Here is an 18,202-nt window from a genome sequence, read left to right on the forward strand (position 1 = left end):
GGGGCCGCTCATCGGCCCCGGGCACGCCCCGGCATGTGGACGACTCGCCCTCCGCGCCGCCTCGGGAGGCTCCGGCCGCGCCGCCCTCACGTGAAAGGCTCAGTGGGGATGTGGCCCCTTAGGGGCATCAGGACGTGAGTTGTTTCTCGTACCAGCTGTAATCAATGTACGTGCTGCCGGGGCCGGTCAGTGTGCCGTAGACCTGCCAGAAGCTGTCCGGCTCCAGCGAATAGCGGAAGATTTTGTCGCCGGGCCGGTCGTCCACGAACGTGGTCTGGTTCCCGTTGTTCCAGATCCGTATTTCGATGGTGAACGTCTCGCCGTCCGGGATGTCGAGGCAGATTTCATAGTCGTACGCGAACGAGAGGCCGATGTTGTACTGGCGGCCGTCGATCGCGGGGCGTTGGACATTGGAGGGGACGTAGCTGTTCACGACCCGGGTGTAATCCCCGGCGGTGCAGTCGATGCCTGAGGTGGCGGCGGATGCGGGACTGGTGACGGTGAGCGTGGCGCCGAGGACCCCGGCGGCGAGCAGGGAGATGGTGCGCTTCATGCCTCTCCTCATCCGTGCAGTGAGTCTCCAACCGGGTAGTTGAAGGATGAACTGATTCTGGCGTGCGTGCGCACTCCCGGACAAGGGCGGGCAAGAAATCCTGCGATCTTAAGTCAAGTGATGTGATGGTTATAAGGCCACACCCCGTGGCCGGGATGTGGCCTTGGCGGTCACCCTGCGTTCGGCATCAGGCCGGGGTGCGCTTCTCGTTCCAGGTGTAATAGAGGAAAGTGCTGCCGGGGCCGGTCAACGTGCCGTGCACCTGCCAGGCGAAGTTGGCGGGAATGGTGTAACGGAGGATTTTGTCGCCGGGCCGGTCGTCGGTGAAGAAGGTCTTCAGGCCGTCGTTCAAATTCTTCAGCTTGATGGTGAACGTCTCGCCGTCCGGAATGTCGAGGCAGATCTCGTACGTGTGCGGCTGCGGCCCGTTGATGTTGTAGAGCGCGTTGTCGACCCCGGGGCGCTCGACGTTGGTGGGCACGTAGGTGTTCACGACCCGGGTGTATCCGCCGGTGGTGCAGTCAATGGAGGAAGCGGACGCGGGAGTCGTGCCGGCGAGCGTGGCGCCGAGGGCGCCGGCGGCGAGAACGGACATGGTGCGCTTCATGCCTCTCCTATCCATGTGGTGACGCCCCAACTGAGAAGTTGAAGTCTGAACTGATTCTGTCGTGATCACCCATACCTGGACAAGATCGGGCAAGGTTCTGTCCACCCCGCAGTAAGCGGTGAGGCTCAGCCAGGCGCCGGGACGCGCGAGGGCGCGGCGGAGAACCAGGCCTTGGCCGACGGCAGCAGGAGCAGAGCCACGATGAGTGCGGTGCAGGGCGCGCTGATGACCCAGGTGACAGTGCCGTCGATCAGGAACCCGATGACGTCGAGCACCGGGATGGCGAGCTGGACGGCGATGGTGGCGAGGCGTAAGCGGGGTCTCTTCCAAGAAGTACAGGGCCGCAGAGGCACCCCGAAGACCAGCACCGCAGGGGCCCCTTCCGACACGGCGACGGTCAAGAAATAACTGAGAACGACCACGAGGAGCGAAGCGCCGATCGCCGGTATGAGCCACCAGGGCGACAATTCACGCTCACCAAGATTTTGTTACCGACCGCCTTTTGCTGCACCGTGATTTTTTCAGAGGGAAATCACACGTCAAAGGCTGTGAGCGCCGACCACAGAATGCCCGCCTGTACGAGACCGACCAGGTCAACAGCGATCGCCCAGGCGATCCCGCTCAAGCGGGTCCGGGAGACGAGATAACTGAGGGGCAGGGTCAGCACCGACTGTCCCATGACAAAAACATCTGGTACGCCTCTTTTCGCGGTGAGCCGGCCTAAGATCCCGAGAAGCACGACAAGCGCCGCGTAACCCCCCGCAATCCAACCGGCCATTGCCCTGTCTGCCTTCGGTGGTCAGTAGCGTTCTACGAGGTGGGTGCGGCCTGCGGCCAGTCGCGGCGTTCGGCGCTGTCCATGTACGCGTGTGCGGCCTGGCGGCCTCTGCCGGTGTCGTCCATTCGAAAGACGTTACACAGCGGCACCGACGGCTTCGCCGGGGAATATTCGGGTGAGTTTCTGAAGGGTGCGGGATAGCGTTCCTGGGTGCGACGGTGTATCTCGTGTAAGCGGTGGGAGCCTGCTGGGGCGCCTGGGTGCCGGGCCTGTGCTGCCGTCGTCGACGAGGTCGTTGAGGCCGCGTGGCGGGCGTTCGTTGCTCGGGAGTTCGGTGGGCTCGGTCCTCAGGAGGAGCGGGATGTCGCCGCCATCGTGGTTGATGAGCCGGACAAGCATGTCTGGCGAGTCGTGGACGCCGCTTACGATCGGCTCACCTGCGGGGAGTGCGGGAGCAGGTTGAGCCGGGGGCCGGCGGGGTGTCGGGCTTGTGATCTGGCCAACGGGTTTCGGTACGTCGCCATCGAGGTCGATCGGCCCGGTGTTCCGCCCGGGAACGAGCATGGGCTGCGGGTCAATGTGGCGGTGGTGCGCAGGCCATACGGGATCTCTGAGCGTGAGCTGGTGGCGCGGCGGTCGTTGTTGCCTTTTCTGCTTGACGGGCGGCTGCCGACGATCGCTCAGGCTCAGGAGATCCGGGCCTTTCTCAATCGAGGGGGGACGGAGGATCAACTCGCTCGGCGGCTCGAATCGATCTGGGAGCGCTAGCCGGTCACACCGCGCCCATCACACCGCGCGCATCAGGAGGTGGCCGCGGCGGAAGCGTTCTCCCTCCAGGGGTTCGCGGAGCATGCGGGCGACCTCCGTGAAGCCCTCCTTGCGGAGCAGGTCGGCCAACTCGTCGATGGGCCAGCGGTAGGCCGCGGTGACCCTGTGGTCGAACTCCGTCACCGGCTCGCCCTCCGACTCGAAGAAGCCGATCAGGAAGTGGCCGCCGGGTGCCAGCACGCGGCGGAACTCCGTCAGGTAGGGCGGCAGCTCCTGCGGCGGGGTGTGGATGATCGAGTACCAGGACAGCAGGCCGCCCAGCGAGCCGTCCCGTACGTCGAGCGCGCCCATCGAACCGAGTTCGAAGCGCAGGCCGGGGTGGTCGCGGCGGGCGATCTCGATGAACGCGGGCGAGAGGTCGACGCCGGAGGCGTCAAGGCCGAGGTCACGCAGGTGGGCGGTCATGTAGCCGGGGCCACAGCCGGCCTCGACGACCGGGCGGGGGCCGTCCGCGCGTACGAGTTCGGCGAAGGCGGCGACGATCGCGCGGTCCAGGGGCAGGCCGTCGAGCGAGTCGCGGACCAGGTCGGTGTAGAGGTCGGCGACGGCGTCGTACGCGGTGGCGGTGGCGGTCAGGTAGGGGGAGGGTTCGTCGGGCATGGCGGACGACTGTAGCCCATCAGGACCTGGCCGGTACGACGATCTCCTCGGCGTCCTTGCGACGGGCCAGCCAGAAGTACACGAGCGCCCCCGCGAACAGCACGATCGACGTCCACTGGTTGATCCGCAGGGACAGGAACGTCACCGCGTGATCCACCCCGCCCACCGCGTCGATCCGCAGCCCCTCGATCCAGAAGCGGCCCAGTGTGTACCCGGCGACGTAGACGGCGAACAACCGCCCGTGCTGGAGGTCGAAGCGCCGGCCGATGCCGATCAGGGCGAGGCCGAGCGCGAGGTCCCACAGCGACTCGTACAGGAAGGTCGGGTGGTAGAGGACGCCGGGCTCGCCGCCGTGCGCCTGGTCGATCTCCAGGCCCCAGGGGAGCGTGGTGGGGCTGCCGTACAGCTCCTGGTTGAACCAGTTGCCCCACCGCGCGATGGCCTGACCGATGGCGATGCCGGGCGCGACCGTGTCGGCGACGGCTCCGAGCGACAGGCCGCGGCGGCGGCAGGCGAGCCACACCCCGACCCCGCCCAGCGCGACCGCGCCCCAGATGCTCATCCCGCCTTCCCAGATGAACAACGCCTGGTACGGCTCCTTGATGGCGCGCGGGCCGAAGTAGATCTGCCAGTCGGTGATGACGTGGTAGAGGCGGGCGCCGATCAGGCCGAAGACGACGCCGGGGACGGCGATGTCGCTGATCGTGCCCGGTTCGCCGCCTCGGGCGCGCCAGCGGCGGTCGCTGATCCAGATGCCGACGGCGATGGCCACGATGAAGCACAGCGCGTAGGCCCGGATCGGGATGAACCCGAGATGCCAGACCCCCTCCGGGGGGCTGGGAATCAGGGCGAGGGACATGGTGGTGACGCTAACGGATGCAGCCCCGGATGGGCAGGTACGTGACCTGATCGGACCTTCCGGAATGGTCACGCACGCGCGGGAAGCAGATTCGATCACGAAATATCCGCATAAATCGGGAATGGGGAGCGCCGGCTCGGCGCTTACCGAGGGTGCGCCAACGACGGTAAGACCCCCGGTGGAGACCCCTGGTGGAGACCCCCCGGTGGAGACCCCCGCAGAACCGACCCGCGCGGACTGTCCCGCAGAGAACCTCCGCAGAGCCGCGTCGTGCGGACTGTCTGCGGAGAATCCTGCAGGGCCGCCCGCAGAGAACAGCCCCGAAGAGAACCGCCCGCACGGAACCGCCCGTGCGGACCGCCGATGAATTCTGTCGGTGGCGGCGGTCAGTATGTGCATGACGACGATGACCGTCCCAGACAACACCCCTTCTGATCCCCTGTTGACGGGCGACCGAGATCGAGGCTCCGTGATCACTTCAACGCACGACGCAGCACCGCCGAAGGCCGAGGAGGCCGCCGGGTCACGGCGCACGCCGCCGGTGATCCGGCTGCTGGTGCTGGCCACGTTCGTGGTCATCCTCAATGAGACGATCATGATCAACGCGATCCCGCGCCTCATGACCGCCCTGAGCATCGGCGAGCAGACCGCGCAGTGGCTCTCGACCGCGTTCATGCTGACGATGGCCGCGGTGATCCCGATCACGGGGTGGTTCCTGCAGCGGGTGACCACGCGCGGCGCGTACGCGACCGCGATGGGCCTGTTCCTGCTGGGCACCGCGCTGGCCACGGTGGCGCCGTCGTTCGAGGTGCTGCTCGGGGCCCGCATCGTGCAGGCGTCGGGCACGGCCGTGATGATGCCGCTGCTGATGACCACGTTGATGCACGTCGTGCCGGAGCACAACCGGGGCAGGGTGATGGGCAGCGTCAGCCTGGCGATCTCGGTGGCGCCCGCCATGGGGCCGACGATCTCCGGGCTGATCCTGAGCTTCGGGTCGTGGCGGCTGTTGTTCGCGGTGGTGCTGCCGATCGCGGCGCTGGTGACGTGGCGTGGCCTCGCGCAGCTGCAGAACGTCGGGGAGCCGCGGGTCGGCACGATCGACTGGTTCAGTGTGGTGACGGCGGCGGCCGGGTTCGGCGGGCTGGTCTACGGGCTGAGCCGGTTCGAGGGCGGCGAGGCCGGGATGGCGGCGGCCATCGTGGTGGCCGGGCTGGTGATGATCGCGGTGTTCGTGGTCCGGCAGCTCGTGCTGCAGCGGCGCGGGGTGCCGCTGGTCGACCTGCGGACGCTGCGCCACCGCACGTACACCGTCGCGCTGATCATGATGGCGGTGGCCTTCATGGCGATGCTGGGCTCGATGGTGCTGCTGCCGCTCTACCTGCAGAACGTCAGGGCGTTCAGCCCGCTGGAGACCGGGCTGCTGGTCATGCCCGGCGGTCTGGCGATGGGGCTGCTGGGGCCGGCCGTGGGGCGGTTGTTCGACAAGTTCGGCGGCCGGGTGCTGGTGGTGCCGGGCGCGGTGGCGATCATGCTGTCGCTCACCGGGTTCACCCAGATCACGATGACGACGCCCTACTGGCAGATCCTGGCGCTCCACGCGCTGCTGTCCATCGGCCTGGCGGCCACGTTCACCCCGGTCTTCACGCTCGGGCTCGGCGCGGTCCCGCCCGCGCTCTACTCGCACGGCAGCTCGATCCTCAGCACGTTGCAGCAGGTCGCGGCGGCCATCGGCACGGCGATGGTGATCACTGTGATGAGCACGCGCAGCGCGTCGCTGCGGGCGTCAGGGGTCAGCGACGTGCTCGCCGACCTCGGCGGCATGCGGCTGGCGTTCGTCATCGGCGCGGTGCTGTCGGTGGCCGTGGTGGTCACCGCCCTGCTCCTTCCGGCCAGGGCCGACGCCTCGAAGTAGGCGTCTTGCGCGGTCGCGGCGGCCGGTGTACAACTCGTGATCGTCGACGAGGAAGGTCGCCTGTGACCGCGTTTCGCATTCTCGGTGCTGTTCAGGCCCTTTCCGCGGACGGGCCGGTGCACGTCCCGGGAAAGCAGCGGTCGATGCTGGGCGTCCTGCTGCTCTACCCCAACACGCCGGTCTCGCTCGAGCGGCTGATCGACTGCTTGTGGGAGGATCCGCCCGCCTCGGCGGTGTCGAACATCCACAGCTACGTCACCCGCCTGCGCCGTACGGTCGCCCCCGGCCTCGTCACCCAGGACCACCACTATCTCCTCGCCCTCGACCGCGGCCAGCTCGACCTGTTCGTCTTCGAGGACACGCTGAGCGAGGCCCGCCACCACGCCGACGCAGGCGACCTGGCGAAGGCCCATGAGGCGTACCGGTCGGCGCTGGTGTTGTGGCGCGGCAGGCCGGCCGAGGACGCGCAGCTCACCGCGAGCGTGCTGCCGCGCGTCGCCGACCTGGAGGAGCTGGCGCTGTCCGCCCGCTGCGACTGGACGGACCTCCGCCTGCGTCTCGGCCTGCACGAGGAGCTGATCGGCGAGCTGCGCGCGCTGGCCGAGGATCATTCGATCAACGAGCGCGTCTGGCGGCAGCTCATCATCGCGCTGCACCGGTCGGGCCGGCGGGCGGAGGCGCTGGAGATGTACGGCCGGGTCCGCGCCGTCCTCGGGGCGGAGCTGGGCGTCGAGCCGGGCCCCGAGCTGCAGGACCTGCACGCCGCGATCCTGGGCAACGACGCGTCCGTACGCGAGAGCGCCCGCCGCATCGTCCCCCGCCAGCTCCCGCCCGCGCTGGGCCGCCTGGTGGGCCGGCGGGCGGAGCTGGCCAGGCTGGACGAGACGCCGCTCGCCAAGCTGACCCTGGTGGTCGGTGGCGCGGGAGTGGGCAAGACCACGCTGGCCGTCCACTGGGCCCACCGCGTCGCCGAGCGCTTCCCGGACGGCCAGCTCTTCCTCGACGCCCGCGGCTTCGACCGGGCGCCGGCGATGAGCGCCGCCGAGGCGCTGCCCCGGCTGATCCAGGCGCTCGGCTGGCCCGCGAAGGACATTCCCGTCGATCTGGAGGCACAGATCGGCCTCTACCGGACGATCCTGGCCGAGCAGCGCGTTCTCGTGGTGCTGGACAACGCCGCCGACCCCGACCTGATCAGAGCGCTGATCCCGCCGGGCAGCGGCTCCCGGATGCTCGTCACCAGCCGCGACCGGCTGAGCGGCCTGGTGGCGCTGGAGTCGGCGGCCTCGGTCACGCTGGACGTGCTCGACCAGGACGCGGCGCTCGACCTGCTCGCCGACACCGTCGGAAAGGACCGCATCGAGCGGGAGCCGCAGGTCGCGGCCCGGCTGGCCGAGCTGTGCGCGCGGCTGCCGCTGGCGCTGCGGGTGGCCGGCGCGAAGGTGGCGGCGAGCCCGCACCGCGCGCTCGCCGACTACGTGGCCGAGCTGGACGAGCGGGACCTGCTCTCCAAGCTGGAGGTGCCGGGCGACCGGCGTACGGCGGTGCGCGGCGCGGTCGGCCGCTCCCACGAGACGCTGACCCCGGCGGGCCGGCGGCTGTTCCGGCTGGTCGGGCTGCTGCCCAACACCGGCGTCACGGTGCCCGGCGCGGCCGCGCTGTCCCGCCTCCCTGCGGGCGAGACGGCCGGGCTGCTCGACGACCTCGCGCGGGTCCACCTGATGAACGCCGGGCCCGGCCGCTACACCTGCCACGACCTGCTGGTCGCGTACGCGGCGGAGCAGGCGCTCGCGGACGACCCGCCCGAGGAGCGCGAGCTGGCGGTCACCCGCTACTTCGACTTCTACCTGCGCACGATCGTCGCGGCCGGCGAGCACGTGGACGTCCGCGTGGTCGGGCCGGCGCCGGGCGGCCATGACACGGGGGCGACGCCGCTGACGTTCGCCGACCGGGCCGAGGCGGAGAGCTGGCTGGAGCGGGAGTGGGACATCGTGGCCGCGCTGATCGCCCGCGCCGCCGAGCGCGGCCCGTACGCGATGGCCTGGCGGCTGGCCGACGCGCTGCGCGACGTGCTGCCCTGGCGGCGGCCGGTCGCCGAGTGCCTGCGCATCGCCGAGCTGGGGCTGAAGGCCGCCCGCGCCGACCAGGACGACCTCGGGCAGGGCACGATGCTGATGTCGATCGGCTACGCGCGCTGGCGCATCACCGACCTCGACGCCGCCATCGACGCTTACCGCCAGGCGCTGCCCTTCCTGCGCCGCGCCGGCTGGCTCGCGGGTGAGGCGGCCGTGCTGCGGGCCGGCGGGGTGGCGCTCGCGCAGGCGGGCGACGCCGAGCAGGCCGCCGATCAGTTCCGCCGGGCCCTCGCGATCGACCGGGAGCTGGGCAACCGGGCGGGCGAGACGTCCAGCCTCGGCAACCTCGCCTCGCTCACCCTCGACCTGGGCCTGCTGCGCGAGGCGGAGCAGCGCAACCTGGAGGCGCTGGCCGCGGCCGCCGAGGTCGGCAAGCGCCAGCTCGAAGCCGTCCTGCTGACCAACCTGGGCGTGGTGCGGCGGGAGCTGGGCCGGCTCGCGGACGCCCAGGCCGCGCTCGACCAGGCGCTGGCGGCCGGGCGCGAGATCGGGTCGCCGTACGTCGAGGCCATGGCGCTGGAGTCGCTCGGCTGCGTGCACCGCGACGCCGGCCGCTACGACGCCGCGCTGCGGGCCCACGAGCAGGCCGCGGCCGTGGCGAGGAGCGCCGAGAACACCGAGGTCGAGGTACGCGCGCTGGTCGGGCACGCGTTCGTGCACCTGCGCCGCGGCGACCTCACCGAGGCAGGCGAGCGCCTCGCCGCCGCCGAGTCGTCGGCCGGGCACACCGGCCACCGGCCGAACCAGGTGGAGCTGCTGCTGATCCGCTCGGAGCTGGCCCGCGCCCAGGGGCGGCCCGCCGAGGCGCTGGCCCGCGCCGAGCAGGCGCGCCACCTGGCGGAACGCGGCTACGGCCTGGCGCTGGGCAGGGCGCACGCCGCCGTCGCCGCCGCCCGGCTCGACCTGGGCGAGCCGGCCGCCTGCGCGGAGAGCTGCGGCGCGGCGCTCGACGTCTTCCGCAGGACCGGGCAGCGGCTCGCCCGCGCGAGGACGCTGATCCTGCTGGGCCACGCCAGGCAGGCCATGGGGCAGGCGGATGCGGCCAGGAGAATGTGGCGGCGGGCGCATGCGGTCGTCAGCGCGGCGGGGGCGCAGGAGCGCGTGCTGACCGCCGCGCTGGTCACATCTGCTTGACGAACGGTGTGCCCTCATAGCCGGCGCGGCGGGCGGCACGCAGCGCCGTACCCGGTGTCGGGCCGTGCGCGATCACCGCGTCGCCGTCGACGGCCACCCAGGTGCCGGACGGCGTCTCGGCCGTCTGCGCGGCGCGCAGCGCGCCGGTCAGCCGCTCGACGCGGCCGGAGGTGTCCAGCCCCGAGGCGGGGACGCCGAGCCACGCGTACGTACGCCGCTCGGCCCCCCGAAGCAGGCGCCACAGCACGTACTGGATGAGGATCGCGGGACCGAGCACGGTCAGGAACGCCATCCCCGAGCGCAGCACCCCGGTCGCGAACCCGATCTCGACCAGCACGATCAGGCCGAGGCCCGCGACCGCGCCGATCCAGGCGGCCACCCTGCCGTACGCCTTCGCCGCCACCATCGGCCACAGCGCGAGCATCAGGCAGTCGCCGAGGCCCGCCGCCACCGGCGCCGTCCCGCCCGTCACCGCCAGGAGCGGCGCGAACGGCTGGCCCACCACCTGGGCGAGGAACCGGTCGGTCAGGTCGCCGAGCCCGGTCGCGAACAGGTCGTACACCGCCAGCACGGTCGCGAACGCCGCCACGTGACCCGCCGACATGCCGGTCTGCGCCCACAGGCTGGTCACGCCGATCACGGAGATCGCGATGAGCAGCGCGTTGAACGCCAGCACCATGCCGTCGAGCCCGGCGACCGCGGCCGCCACCGTGGCGGCGACCAGCAGCACCGAGGCGAGCGTGGCCCGCCGGCCGCCGATCACCGGCGCCAGCGTCATCTGGACGCTGGCCAGGAAGAGCACGCCGAACACGGTGGAGACCGCGGGGCCGGGCAGCGCGAGGTAGCCGACGGGCATCACCACCACCAGGCAGCTCATGATGAGCACGTCGGAGGTGGTCGAGTAGCCGATCGGCGGGCGTGGCAGCGAGTAGCGCCGCACGTAGCCGAGTGCGCCCAGCACGATCGCGGCGATGACGACGTCGAGCAGGGCGAGGTTCGGCAAGGTGATCATCGGGGGTCTCCGGAGGGCGATGACTCGAAGCTGTGCTCGTACAGGTCGGCGCGCACCCGGCACGGCTCGGGCAACTCGTCGGCGGTGTCCACGAGCACGATCTCGGCGACGGGGAGCGCACGTTCCGTCGCCAGCTCCTCGATGCGGCCCAGCGTGCCGCCCCGGCGTGGGGCGACGACGTGCAGGTCGGGCTTCTTCGGGTCGCCGGTCAGCGCGTACCTCGTCGGCAGTGGGACCTCGCGCACCGCCTGCAGCACCTCCAGGATGTCGCGGTCGGTCGGGCCGCCGCCGTAGTGGGAGGCCCGCCCGACGATCCTGGACGTGGCGGGGAGCGCGGCCAGCTCGCAGCCGTACGGCTCGTCGGGCAGGCGGCGTACGAGGTCGCCCGTCCGGTAGCGGACCAGCAGCGTCGTCTCGCGGTAAGGGGTGTACGGGGTGGCGACCAGCTCGCCCACCTCGCCGGGGGCGACCGGGGTGTCGGCGTCCACGTCGAGTATCTCGAAGTGGGCCTGCTCGACGGCCAGGTGCAGGTGCTGCTCGGAGCACACCATGCCGGTGGTGGGGACCAGCTCCGTCATGCCGTACACGTCGGACACCGGCACACCGAACGTCTCGCGTACGCGCTCGCGCAGCGCGTCGGTGAGGATCTCCGCGCCGGTCATCACCCGGCGCAGCCCGAAGTCCTTCGCCTGCCAGCCGTCCCGCTCGGCCCGCTGCACGAGCGCGCCCAGGTAGGAGGGGACGGTGTAGAGGTCGCTGACGTACGGCAGCTTGCCCGGCAGATGCAGCGGCGCGGCCAGCCGGTCGAGCGCGATGCCCGGATCGACCAGCCCCTGCGCGATGAAGCCGGCGCCCACCATGGTCAGCGCACGCTGGGCCGTGACCAGGCCGACGGTCGCGCGCGAGCTGATGCACGACAGCCCGACGTGGTGCTCGCGCGTGTCGCCCACCATCAGGTACGAGATCGCCGACAGCACCGCCGCCAGCTCCAGTTCGTAGCGCGAGAACCAGACGATGGCCGGCGTGCCCGTGGTGCCGGTGGTCTGTGCCATCAGGACCGGCTCGCTCACGTCCGACACGAACGCGGGGCCGGCGCCGCGCAGGGCCGACTTGGGGGTGGTGGCCACCTGGGAGAGCTGGTCGAGCCCGATCGCGGCCGGATCGACGCCGTGCTGCTCGAACCAGAGCCGGTAGTACGCGGTGTGCCCGGCCGCCCGCCTGATCGCCTGCCGCAGCCGGCGGTCCGCCATCGAGCGCCTGATCTCCGGGTCGTCGACGCCGCCGCCGGGCAGCAGCTCGTTCGGGCCCTCACCAGGCTCGCCCAGCTCAGCCAGCATCCCGCGGAGGTCGGTCACCAGCTTCCCCAGGGCGTCCACGTCGAATTTCCCGCCGCGGAGCACGGTGGCGGCGTGACGAAGCTGTCGAGCGGCTGTGGCGAGCAAGGACACCTCACTTCATCGGAACGGAGCGACCCCGGCCGGCCGGCCCCCCGGAGGGACCGGCCGGCTCAGTTCCCTCAGGTGGCGGGGATCTGGAACAGCGCGGTCGTCAGGGTGCTGAGCGCGTACCTGGCGTAGCGCATGCTCATCTTGACCACAGGGTTCTCCCTTCGGATGGCTGCCGCGGAAGCCCGCGGCGAGGCGCGTGAGTGATCGCCTCACCGCAACGATCGCCTCCGCCTCCACAAACCCTGCACATGATCACCACACGATCACGGTGGTGTGCGCACGGGTCAGGGCGCGATCATGTGGGGCGGTGGGCGGTTACGACCCGGGCTCGGCCGTGTGGGTCAGGCGCTCCCGACGATCTGGTGGTCGGGGCTGACGAGGGCTGAGTCTCTTGAGGGCACCCCAAAGGGGTCAGCCGCGTTTTCTCGCGCGGTAGGCGCTGGCCTTGGCGCGGTTCTGGCAGGACAGGTCGCAGAAGCGGCGGGAGGCGTTCCTCGTGGTGTCGTAGAAGACCAGGGAGCATCTTTCTGCCTGGCAGGCACCCAGGCGCGCGGACTGGCCGACGCCGATCACCATGGCGAGGGCGGTGCCCATGTCGGCCGCCCAGGCGTCCACGGGGTCGGCGTCGGGGCGGTGGAAGGACAGGCCGAGCGGGTTCGCGGGGCTGCCGTGCAGGTTGGGGACGGCGTGGTGGCGTACGAGGAGGTCGTTGAGTCCGGCCGTCGCGTCGGTGAGGCGGTCGCCGGCGGCGAACAGCGGGCGCAGGCAGGCGGCGATCTCGGCCAGGCGGTCGGCGTCGGCCGGGGTGAGGACGCTCGCGGGCGGGTGGACCGTCAGGTGTTCCTGGGCGGCGACGACCGCCGCGAGGCGGTCGGCTGCCAAGGGAGGGGGCGTGACGCCGCGGCCGTGCGCGTACGGCGTGGCCAGGGAGTTGATCAGCTGGACGGCCAGCTCGACCCTGCTCCCGACATAACTGTCTATTTCGGCTTGACCAGTGATTCGCCAGGCTTCTACCATCACTGGCATAGCTTATCTAGACAGTGAGGATCCTTCGTGACCTTCGACCAGCTCGCCCGGCAGATGTGGCACCACATCGAGCCGGTGCACGCGCCGCTCTACTTCAGCAAGGAGGCGTTCGAGGAGGCCGCCGCCCTCGGTTACGCCGTCGAGCCGCGCTGGCCGAGCTACTTCGCCTGGCGTACGGCGGTGCTCGGCGCCGCGGGGCGCGGCCTGGTCGCGGCCACCTATTACAGCTTCAGCCCGGCCATGATCGCCGAGTACGTGCCGTCGATCTGGGAGACGGCCTCCCCCGAGCAGGTGCTGGAAGCCCGGCTGCGGGCGGTGGACCGGACGATTCGCGCCCTCGTGGACGACGTGAAGCCGCTGGCGGAGGCGGCGGAGCTGGCGGTCAGGGCGGCGGAGAGCGCCGACGTCGCGCATCGGCCGCTGGCCGCCGCCAACCTCGCGCTGCCCTGGCCCGACGAGCCGCACGTGCGGTTGTGGCAGGCGTACACGGTGCTGCGCGAGCACCGCGGCGACGGGCATCTGACGGCGTTGCAGGCCGCGGGGCTCGACGGGTGCGAGGCGCTGGTGTCGTTCGCCGCCGTGGGGGCCGCGCCGGTCGCCAACTTCGCCGGACGCGGGTGGAGCGAGGAGGAGTGGGGCGCCGCCCGTGAGCGGCTGGCCGCCAGGGGGCTCGTGGACGCCGGCGGCCTGGCCACCCCGGAGGGCCACGCCCTGCGCAACCGGGTCGAACGCCACACCGACCAGCTCGCCGCCGGTCCCTGGAAGGCGCTCGGTGAGGAGCGCGCCGCGCTGCTCGCGCAGCTGAACCTGCCGCTGCTCGGCGCGGTGTTCGAGTCGGGCATCCTGCCCGCCCAGACCACGCTCGGCATCGGCAAGATCACCGTCACCTGACGCCCCCGGCACGCGGGCCTGCAAAGGGCCCGACCAACCGCAAGGGCCCGATCAGCCGCAAAAAGGCGGGCCCGCCACCTCGAAGATGACGGGCCCGTGAGACCGAGCGATCAGGCCAGGTCGAACCGGTCGAGGTTCATGACCTTGTCCCACGCGGCCACGAAGTCCTTGACGAACTTCTCCTTGGCGTCGTCGCAGGCGTACACCTCGGCGACCGCCCGCAGCTCCGAGTTGGAGCCGAAGACCAGGTCGGCGCGGGTGCCGGTCCACTTGACCTCGCCGGTGGCGGCGTCGCGGCCCTCGAAGGTGCTGCTGTCGCCGGACGTCGCCGTCCAGGTGGTGCCCAGGTCGAGCAGGTTGACGAAGAAGTCGTTCGTCAGCGTGCCGGGCGTCGTGGTGAGGACGCCGTGCTGGGACTGCTGGTGGTTGGCGCCGAGCACGCGCAGGCCGCCGACCAGGACGGTCATCTCGGGCGCGCTGAGCGTCAGCAGGTTGGCGCGGTCGATGAGCAGGTATTCGGCCGGCAGCCGGTTGCCCTTGCCCAGGTAGTTGCGGAAGCCGTCGGCCGTCGGCTCGAGCGCGGCGAACGACTCGACGTCCGTCTGCTCCTGCGTGGCGTCCACACGACCGGCACGGAACGGCACCTCGATCTCGAAGCCCGCGTCCTTGGCGGCCTTCTCGACGCCGACGTTGCCCGCCAGCACGATCAGGTCGGCGAGCGACACCTGCTTGCCGCCGGTCTGCGCGCCGTTGAACGCCTTCTGGACGCCCTCAAGCGTGCCGAGCACGGTCGCGAGCCTGTCGGGGTCGTTGACCTCCCACCCGGCCTGCGGCTGCAGGCGGATGCGGGCGCCGTTGGCGCCGCCGCGCTTGTCGCTGCCGCGGAAGGACGAGGCCGACGCCCACGCGGTGGAGACCAGCTCGGAGACCGACAGGCCGGAGGCCAGGATCTGGCTCTTGAGGATGGCGACGTCGCCGGCGTCGATCAGCTCGTACGTCCGCTCGGGCAGCGGGTCCTGCCAGATCAGCGTCTCGCTGGGCACCTCGGGGCCGAGGTAGCGCACGACCGGGCCCATGTCGCGGTGGGTCAGCTTGAACCAGGCCCGCGCGAACGCGTCGGCGAACTCGTCGGGGTGGTCGAGCCAGCGCCGGGTGATCTGCTCGTAGATCGGGTCGACCCGCAGCGACAGGTCGGTGGTGAGCATGGTCGGGGCCACCCGCTTGTTCGGGTCGTGGGCGTCGGGGACGGTGCCGTCGCCGGCGCCGTCCTTCGGCCGCCACTGCCAGGCGCCCGCGGGGCTCTTGAACAGCTCCCACTCGTAGCCGTAGAGGGTCTCGAGGAAGCTGTTGTCCCACTGGGTCGGGGTGGGGGTCCAGATGCCCTCGAGGCCGCTGGTGATGGCGTCGCCGCCCTTGCCGGTGCCGAAGGAGTTGCGCCAGCCGAGACCCTGCTCCTCCAGCGACGCGGCCTCGGGGTCGGGACCGACGTGCTCGGCGGGACCGGCGCCGTGAGTCTTGCCGAACGTGTGACCGCCGGCGATCAGCGCGGCCGTCTCCTCGTCGTTCATCGCCATGCGGCGGAACGTCTCGCGGATGTCGCGGGCGGCGGCCAGCGGGTCGGGGTTGCCGTTGGGGCCCTCGGGGTTGACGTAGATGAGGCCCATCTGGACGGCGCCGAGCGGGTTCTCCAGCTCACGGTCACCGGTGTAGCGGGCGTCGCCGAGCCACGTGGTCTCGGGGCCCCAGTAGACGTCCTCCTCCGGCTCCCACACGTCCTCGCGGCCGCCGGCGAAGCCGAACGTCTTGAAGCCCATGGACTCCAGCGCCACGTTGCCGGCCAGGATCAGCAGGTCGGCCCAGGACAGCTTCTTGCCGTACTTCTTCTTGACCGGCCACAGCAGGCGGCGGGCCTTGTCGAGGTTGCCGTTGTCGGGCCAGCTGTTGAGCGGGGCGAAGCGCTGCTGTCCTGCGCCGGCGCCGCCGCGGCCGTCACTGATGCGGTACGTGCCCGCGCTGTGCCAGGCCATCCGGACGATGAGCGGCCCGTAGTGCCCGAAGTCGGCCGGCCACCAGTCCTGGGAGGTGGTCAGCACCTCGGCGATGTCACGCTTGACGGCCGGCAGGTCGAGGCTCTTGAACGCCTCGGCGTAGTCGAAGTCCTCGCCCATGGGGTTGGCCACGGCCGGGTTCTTCGCCAGGATCTTCAGGTTGAGCCGCTCAGGCCACCACTGACGGTTGCCGCCGCCCTGGGTGGGGTGGAGCGCGCGGTGGGCTACCGGGCAGCCGCCTCCATCCTCTGTCTTCGGGTCTGTGACGATCGCGTCGTGGTTCTCAGACAATGGGAATCCCTCCGGACTATGTGACTCAGGGTGCTCAAGAGCTGCTGGTGGCGGTGGAACAGTCGGGGCACAGGCCCCAGTAGATGACCTCGGCCTCGTCGATGGCGAAGCCGTGGTCGTCGGACGCGTGCAGGCACGGCGCGTGTCCGACGGCGCAGTCGACGTCGGCCACGGCGCCGCAGACGCGGCAGACGACGTGGTGGTGGTTGTCGCCGACCCGGCCCTCGTATCTCGCCGGGCTGCCCGCCGGCTCGATGCGGCGGACGAGGCCCGCGGCCGTGAGGGCGTTGAGCGCCTCGTACACGGCTTGGAGCGAGATGTGGCCGACGCGGTCGCGCACCCCGGAGGCGATGGCCTCGACGTCGAGGTGGTCACCGTCGCGGACGGTCTCGAGCAGCGCGACCCGGGCGGCGGTCACCCGCAGCCCGACGCTGCGTAGCTCCTCGGCGCCGGTCGGCGTCTGGGGTGCGGTCATAGCGCCCAACTTAATCACCTAAACGCGAACGATACAAGATAACGAATAATGCAATCTTAGTGTCGTCTCAAGGAACTTTGACCGCCTTTTGATCAGGGGGTCAGCGAGTCGAGCAGGGCGCGGACGAAACCCGCCGCCGCCACGTCGTCGTCGCGTTCGCCCGGTGGCGACATGTGCTCCAGGAAGGCGTACTGGAAGCAGGCGCCCAGCAGCAGGCCCGCCGCCGCCCGTACGTCGGCGCCGGCGCGCACCCGGCTGGCCTCCTGCTCACGGCGCAGGTACGCGGCCACGGCCTCGTTCGCCTTGTGCGGACCGGCGCCCTGCCGGTGCAGCTCCTCGTTGTGCGCGGCCAGCGTGCCGGGGTCGGCGAAGATCGAGGCGAGCATCGGGAACCCGGCCCGGTAGAACGCGATCGCCGCTCCTGCCACGGCGGTCAGGTCCTTCTCCAGGCCGGCTCCGCCCTGGAGCGCCGCCGCCAGCGCGCCGAAACCGGGGGAGCGCTCGCGCAGGACGGCCACCAGCAGGTCGGCCTTGCTGGCGAAGTGCTTGTAGAGAGCGGCCTCGGTGAAGCCGGCCTTCCGCGCGATCTGCCTGGTCGTCGCGTTGGCCAGGCCGTGCTCGGCCATCACCGCGGCGGCGGCGTCCAGGATCACGTCCCTCGTTCCCATGTCTCATCCGGTTCCTTGGGCGACACTTGACGTTGTTAGTAAACGCTCACTAGCATCACCGCACAAGTTAGTGAGCGTTTACCCACCATGGGAGTCTGTCAAGTGGTTCTCTTCTTCGAGGTGCCGTCGTGCGCCCGGTGACCATCACGTTGGGCACGCTGCTCGTCTTCGTGCTCGGGACCGCCGGGGTGGTCGGCTGGCTGACCTTCCTGCGGGCGCCCGACAACCCGCCATCCGCCGCCTGCGGCGCCGAGCCCACCCGGCCCCGCCTGGTAGCGGCCGGGGCCAGCATGACGCAGGGCTCGCTGGGTGCCGACTGGGTGGGGGCGGTGCGGGCGCGGCATCCCGCGTACGAGGTGGTCAACGCGGGCGTCAACGGCAACAAGGTCGCCGACCTGCTCGCCCGCGTCGAGACCGACGTCGTCGCCTGCCGCCCGGCCGCCGTCACGCTGCTCGTCGGCACCAACGACGTACGCGACGACGTCCCGCCCGATCGTTACCGCGCCGACCTGCGCACCGTCGTCGAGCGCGTCAAGGCCACCGGCGCCCGCGTCGCGCTCATGTCGCTGCCCCCGCTCGGCGAGGACCTCGACGCCGGGCCCAACCTCCGGCTGCCCGCCTACAACGCCGCCATCAAGGAGGTCGCCGCCGCGACGGGCGCCGACTACCTCCCCCTGTACGAGCGCATGGCCGACACCCTGCGCCAGGCCGGCCCCCGCACGTCCTACGCCTTCAGCTTTCCCCTCGCACTCACGGTCGCGGCCCAGCACCACCTGCTGCGCCGCAGCTGGGACGAGATCGCGGCGTCAGGCGGCCGCATGCTGCTGGTTGACCACATCCACCTGACCGACCGCGCCGCCTCGATGGTCACCGACCTCACCTCAACCTGGCTCACGGGCAAGCCGTGACCGCCGCGTGTCCGCCCAGCGCGGAAAGGGCG

The 18,202-nt window shown here is 71.0% G+C and carries 16 protein-coding genes; 4 read left to right on the top strand and 12 right to left on the bottom strand.

Annotation, left to right across the window (positions count from 1 at the left end; translation table 11 throughout):
• Positions 1-127: 127 nt before the first annotated feature.
• The 6 genes from AB0K18_RS43240 to lgt all read right to left on the bottom strand — a co-directional run bounded on the left by AB0K18_RS43240 (position 128) and on the right by lgt (position 4,225).
• A complete protein-coding gene (locus tag AB0K18_RS43240) occupies positions 128-553 on the bottom strand; it encodes a hypothetical protein (RefSeq protein WP_364926818.1) in 426 nt (141 codons plus the stop codon).
• A gap of 187 nt (positions 554-740) precedes the next feature.
• Positions 741-1,160: a hypothetical protein gene (locus tag AB0K18_RS43245; RefSeq protein WP_364926820.1), complete on the bottom strand. Its 420-nt coding sequence runs from the start codon at positions 1,158-1,160 to the stop codon at positions 741-743.
• Positions 1,161-1,285: 125 nt separating this feature from the next.
• The gene (locus AB0K18_RS43250) at positions 1,286-1,561 is read right to left on the bottom strand and encodes a hypothetical protein (RefSeq protein WP_364926822.1); all 276 of its coding nucleotides are present in this window, start codon (positions 1,559-1,561) and stop codon (positions 1,286-1,288) included.
• Positions 1,562-1,692: 131 nt separating this feature from the next.
• Positions 1,693-1,839: a hypothetical protein gene (locus AB0K18_RS43255; RefSeq protein WP_364926824.1), complete on the bottom strand. Its 147-nt coding sequence runs from the start codon at positions 1,837-1,839 to the stop codon at positions 1,693-1,695.
• A gap of 885 nt (positions 1,840-2,724) precedes the next feature.
• Entirely contained in the window at positions 2,725-3,366 is a 642-nt protein-coding gene (locus AB0K18_RS43260) for a class I SAM-dependent methyltransferase (RefSeq protein ID WP_364926826.1), read from the bottom strand.
• 19 nt (positions 3,367-3,385) lie between these two features.
• Positions 3,386-4,225 carry a prolipoprotein diacylglyceryl transferase gene (gene lgt / locus AB0K18_RS43265; RefSeq protein ID WP_364926828.1) on the bottom strand — a complete coding sequence of 280 codons (840 nt, stop codon included), beginning with the start codon at positions 4,223-4,225 and terminating at the stop codon, positions 3,386-3,388.
• A 469-nt stretch (positions 4,226-4,694) separates the two neighbouring features.
• Between lgt and AB0K18_RS43270 the strand changes: the two genes are divergently transcribed.
• Positions 4,695-6,137 (top strand): MDR family MFS transporter, encoded by a 1,443-nt coding sequence (locus AB0K18_RS43270; RefSeq protein WP_364926829.1) that lies wholly within the window; start codon positions 4,695-4,697, stop codon positions 6,135-6,137.
• A gap of 143 nt (positions 6,138-6,280) precedes the next feature.
• Complete coding sequence (locus AB0K18_RS43275) at positions 6,281-9,403, top strand: BTAD domain-containing putative transcriptional regulator (RefSeq protein ID WP_364926831.1); 3,123 nt, start codon at positions 6,281-6,283, stop codon at positions 9,401-9,403.
• On the opposite strand, the gene AB0K18_RS43280 is transcribed toward AB0K18_RS43275, so the two are convergent.
• From AB0K18_RS43280 to AB0K18_RS43290, 3 genes are all read right to left on the bottom strand, one after another.
• Positions 9,390-10,415, bottom strand: a complete 1,026-nt coding sequence (locus AB0K18_RS43280; protein WP_364926833.1) for a hypothetical protein — start codon at positions 10,413-10,415, stop codon at positions 9,390-9,392. The two genes, AB0K18_RS43275 and AB0K18_RS43280, sit on opposite strands and share 14 nt — an antisense overlap.
• Positions 10,412-11,857 (bottom strand): AMP-binding protein, encoded by a 1,446-nt coding sequence (locus AB0K18_RS43285; RefSeq protein WP_364926835.1) that lies wholly within the window; start codon positions 11,855-11,857, stop codon positions 10,412-10,414. The genes AB0K18_RS43280 and AB0K18_RS43285 overlap by 4 nt, the downstream gene beginning before the upstream one ends.
• A gap of 417 nt (positions 11,858-12,274) precedes the next feature.
• Complete coding sequence (locus tag AB0K18_RS43290) at positions 12,275-12,880, bottom strand: CGNR zinc finger domain-containing protein (protein ID WP_364927017.1); 606 nt, start codon at positions 12,878-12,880, stop codon at positions 12,275-12,277.
• Positions 12,881-12,916: 36 nt separating this feature from the next.
• Between AB0K18_RS43290 and AB0K18_RS43295 the strand changes: the two genes are divergently transcribed.
• Positions 12,917-13,780, top strand: coding sequence for a hypothetical protein (locus AB0K18_RS43295; protein ID WP_364926837.1), 864 nt, complete (start codon positions 12,917-12,919; stop codon positions 13,778-13,780).
• Positions 13,781-13,890: 110 nt separating this feature from the next.
• Here AB0K18_RS43295 and katG read toward each other — a convergent pair whose 3' ends face one another.
• The 3 genes from katG to AB0K18_RS43310 form a co-directional block, all read right to left on the bottom strand.
• Positions 13,891-16,119, bottom strand: coding sequence for a catalase/peroxidase HPI (gene katG / locus AB0K18_RS43300; protein WP_364926839.1), 2,229 nt, complete (start codon positions 16,117-16,119; stop codon positions 13,891-13,893).
• A gap of 34 nt (positions 16,120-16,153) precedes the next feature.
• Positions 16,154-16,594 (bottom strand): Fur family transcriptional regulator, encoded by a 441-nt coding sequence (locus AB0K18_RS43305; RefSeq protein WP_364926841.1) that lies wholly within the window; start codon positions 16,592-16,594, stop codon positions 16,154-16,156.
• Positions 16,595-16,686: 92 nt separating this feature from the next.
• The gene (locus tag AB0K18_RS43310; RefSeq protein WP_364926843.1) at positions 16,687-17,262 is read right to left on the bottom strand and encodes a helix-turn-helix domain-containing protein; all 576 of its coding nucleotides are present in this window, start codon (positions 17,260-17,262) and stop codon (positions 16,687-16,689) included.
• Positions 17,263-17,399: 137 nt separating this feature from the next.
• Here AB0K18_RS43310 and AB0K18_RS43315 point away from each other — a divergent pair, with 137 nt between their 5' ends.
• Positions 17,400-18,170: a GDSL-type esterase/lipase family protein gene (locus AB0K18_RS43315; protein ID WP_364926845.1), complete on the top strand. Its 771-nt coding sequence runs from the start codon at positions 17,400-17,402 to the stop codon at positions 18,168-18,170.
• The last annotated feature ends 32 nt before the right edge of the window (positions 18,171-18,202 follow it).

This window comes from Nonomuraea sp. NPDC049421, assembly GCF_040677005.1.
Lineage (GTDB): Bacteria > Actinomycetota > Actinomycetes > Streptosporangiales > Streptosporangiaceae > Nonomuraea > Nonomuraea salmonea.